Origin of the sequence: Acidiphilium iwatense, from assembly GCF_021556475.1 — a bacterium.
Taxonomy (GTDB): Bacteria; Pseudomonadota; Alphaproteobacteria; order Acetobacterales; family Acetobacteraceae; genus Acidiphilium; species Acidiphilium iwatense.
The window spans coordinates 1-2,976 of sequence record NZ_JAKGBZ010000111.1 but is presented as its reverse complement, the minus strand read 5'-3'; the positions used below and the strand labels follow the sequence as shown (position 1 = coordinate 2,976).

Sequence of the window (2,976 nt, the reverse complement as noted above, 5' to 3'; positions counted from 1 at the left end):
TCGACTTATGTGCAGCGCGCAGTGATGTGGAGCTGGAAGGCGTCAACTCCAGCCGACGAAGGTTTGAGGGCCGCCAACTCCACATAACTCGGTTACGGAATCATAGCCGCTTCAGCCAGTCGACGATATTGATCGCGGCTGAATTCACGTGACCAGCGCGAGGCGGCGCGAGTATCTCGGGGAACACCTGCATCAGCGCCTGACGTTTCAGATCGAGATCCGCCCTGGCGTAGGTCATGGTGGTATTCAACGTTGAATGCCCGAGCCACTGACTGATGGTCGCGAAGTCGACCCCGGCCTTCAGCAGAAATATCGCTGTCGTGTGGCGCAGGGAATGGGGGTGGATCCGCTTCTCTCGCAGAGTGTCGACTGCTGTTGCTCCGGCTTCGACATGCTTCTTGAGGAGGTAGCGGACGCCGAAACGAGTAAGCTTGGTGCCCTGACGGTTCATAAATAGCGGCGCGTCACTATCTCCTTGAAGAACCGCGGACTGGGAGAGATCCCGCAGGAGGCGCGCGGTTTGCGGCCAGATCGGGCATAGTCGGGTTTTGCCGCCCTTGCCCCGCAGGCGTACCTGGTGGGGCGGTTCGGTACGGATGTCGCGCAGACGCAGATCAAGGATTTCCTGAACGCGACCGCCGGTATTGAGCATCAGTGCGAACAGGGCATAGTCGCGTTTACCCGAAGGTGTCGAGCGATCGATGGACTTAAGCAGCGCTTCGACCTCCTCAGGCTCCAAGTATTCGATTGGGGTGTTTCGAGCACCGCGCTTGAACGGCACTCCCAGTACGCGTTGCAACTCGGCCAAGTGTGCAGGCTGCTCGGTGGCGAGGAACCGGGCAAATGTATGCAGGGCTGCCAACCGGGTGTTACGGGTAGCGACGCTGTTGTGACGCTCGGCCTCAAGGAAGGCCAGGAAGTCTCGAACCCGCGCGGCGGTGAAGTCGCCGAGATCCAAATCCTCGATGGACCACTTCTTTTGTGTCGACGTAAATCGTAGAAATAGAACGAGGGCGTCACGATAATTGCGTATCGTGTGCAGACTGGTGCCGCGGAGCGTCGGCAGATACTCGCGGAAGAAGCGCTCGATGGCTTTGCCAAATTCATTGGGTCTTTGGGGTTTCATGCGACCTCTCCCGGGACAAGGTAGCCATAATGGGTCTCGAGCCGAAGACTGGCTGCCGCAGCGAGTTCCGGAATCCACCGCAGATAATAGGCGGTGGAGACAATCGAGACGTGCCCCATATACATTGCGAGCTTCGGCAGATTGGATTGGACGTCGGCGCCTTGCTGGTACCAGCGCAACAGCGATCCGACGGCGAATGAATGGCGGAAGTCATGAACGCGCGGCGTCCGTCCGTCGGCGCCATGAACATTGGCCGATCGGAACAGCGCCTGGATCCCGTCCCGCAAGCCTGTCCCTGTGTAGCCGCGCATTCCGCCCTTGACGTTGCAGAGCAAGGGTGAAGTCGCTGCTGAACTCAAGGGCGGTCGGCAGCGCTTCCTCAGATACGTCCTAAGCTCCCGAGAAGCGTCCGGCGACAACGGGACGATCCGAGATTTGTGGAACTTCGACTCACGGATCCGCAATATGCCGTGGTGTGGATCGACGTCGGCCAGGGTGAGGCGCAGCAGTTCGCCGCGTCGTAGGCCCGCCGTGTAGAGCAGGACCACGGCAAGTCGCATGACCGCCGGCCGAAGCGGCGAGGTTGCAGTCGATGCCAATCTCTCTGCGATAGCCAACATCCTGACAACTTCGGCTGGTCCGAAGATGACAGGCGGCGCATGGGGACGGCGGCGAGGAAAGCGGTTGATATCCGGAACAAAGCAGGTGGGCTCGGTTCGCTGACGATAGAGGCAGAAATTGCGCACAATACGCTGGCAATTGCGGCGCGTATTGGCGGCGAGATGACCTTGCGATATGCACCACGTCTCGAAGACGGTCTGGTCGAGGTCGACACGGCCGTTCTTCAGCAGGAAGCGACGCAGCGCGTCAATGACCCGCTCCTCATGGACGTAAGCACGCCCGAGCGAGCGCTGTCTTTGCAAATATCGCTCGATTACCTGATCGAGTGCGCTCCAATGCGGCGTTGGGCTCATGTGGCGTCCTCCACAATGCAGCTCACTGGCGCAGGGAGAGGAAGCGCGACTTCTCGTAGGGCCCCGGTTTGCAGCCGGAGATAGACACAGGTGCTCTCCAAAGTGCGGTGGCCCAGCAGGTCACCGATTACCTTGATGCCTACCCCGCGATCGAGCAGCCGCATCGCGAAGGAATGGCGTAGGCAATACGGCGAAGTTCCTTGAAGGGGCAGCCCGCTCATCCTGGCGCGCTTCTGGTAAAGATCGTCTACGGCGCAGTGTGTGAGGGGACCGCTCGGCGTCCTTGCACGGAGGAACAGTTCAGGACGCGCACTACCGGATCGCCCACGGTATAGATAGCGCCTGAGCATGCGCATCGTTTGACCAGTTAGTGGAAGGATGAGGTCCGATCTGGTTTTGCACTGCCTGACTCGAACGGTCTGGGCTTGCCAGTCGATCGACCCAAGCGTCAGCGTGACAATCTCCGATGGACGCAAGCCGTAATGCGCCATCAGATGAAGGATTGCGTAGTCGCGCCAACCAAGCTGGCTGGATCGGTCGATGGAGCGCAACAGACGCTGGACCAACGGCCATGCAAGCGCCCGCGGTGGCAGCTCACCCCTGTAGACGCGTGGCGTATCAATTACGTCCAATCGCTCCCGCACTTCGTTCTGGTCGAAGCAGAAGCGAAGAAAGGCACGAAGGCGAGCGACAATATGTTGCAGGCTCTGCCGCTTCAACCGCCGCCCCTCGGTTGCCACGAAGCGTTCCACGGCCAGAACGGACAGCTCCAGGAGCGGCGCGTCGGCCGACAAAGCCTGTGTCAGGAAGCTCTCCGTGGTTGCGATGTGCTGTTCGATGGTGGAAACGGCCAAGCCGCGCACCTCCAACAGATGT

3 protein-coding genes are annotated in these 2,976 nt (G+C 60.1%); all 3 read right to left on the bottom strand.

What is annotated here, in order from left to right; translation table 11 throughout:
* Positions 1-100: 100 nt before the first annotated feature.
* Positions 101-1,126 (bottom strand): tyrosine-type recombinase/integrase, encoded by a 1,026-nt coding sequence (locus L2A60_RS20130; protein ID WP_235706240.1) that lies wholly within the window; start codon positions 1,124-1,126, stop codon positions 101-103.
* Complete coding sequence (locus tag L2A60_RS20125) at positions 1,123-2,100, bottom strand: tyrosine-type recombinase/integrase (protein ID WP_235706239.1); 978 nt, start codon at positions 2,098-2,100, stop codon at positions 1,123-1,125. The genes L2A60_RS20130 and L2A60_RS20125 overlap by 4 nt, the downstream gene beginning before the upstream one ends.
* Positions 2,097-2,976, bottom strand: an 880-nt coding sequence (locus L2A60_RS20120) for a tyrosine-type recombinase/integrase (protein WP_235706238.1), incomplete at its 5' end; no start/stop codon positions are given. The genes L2A60_RS20125 and L2A60_RS20120, both read right to left, overlap by 4 nt.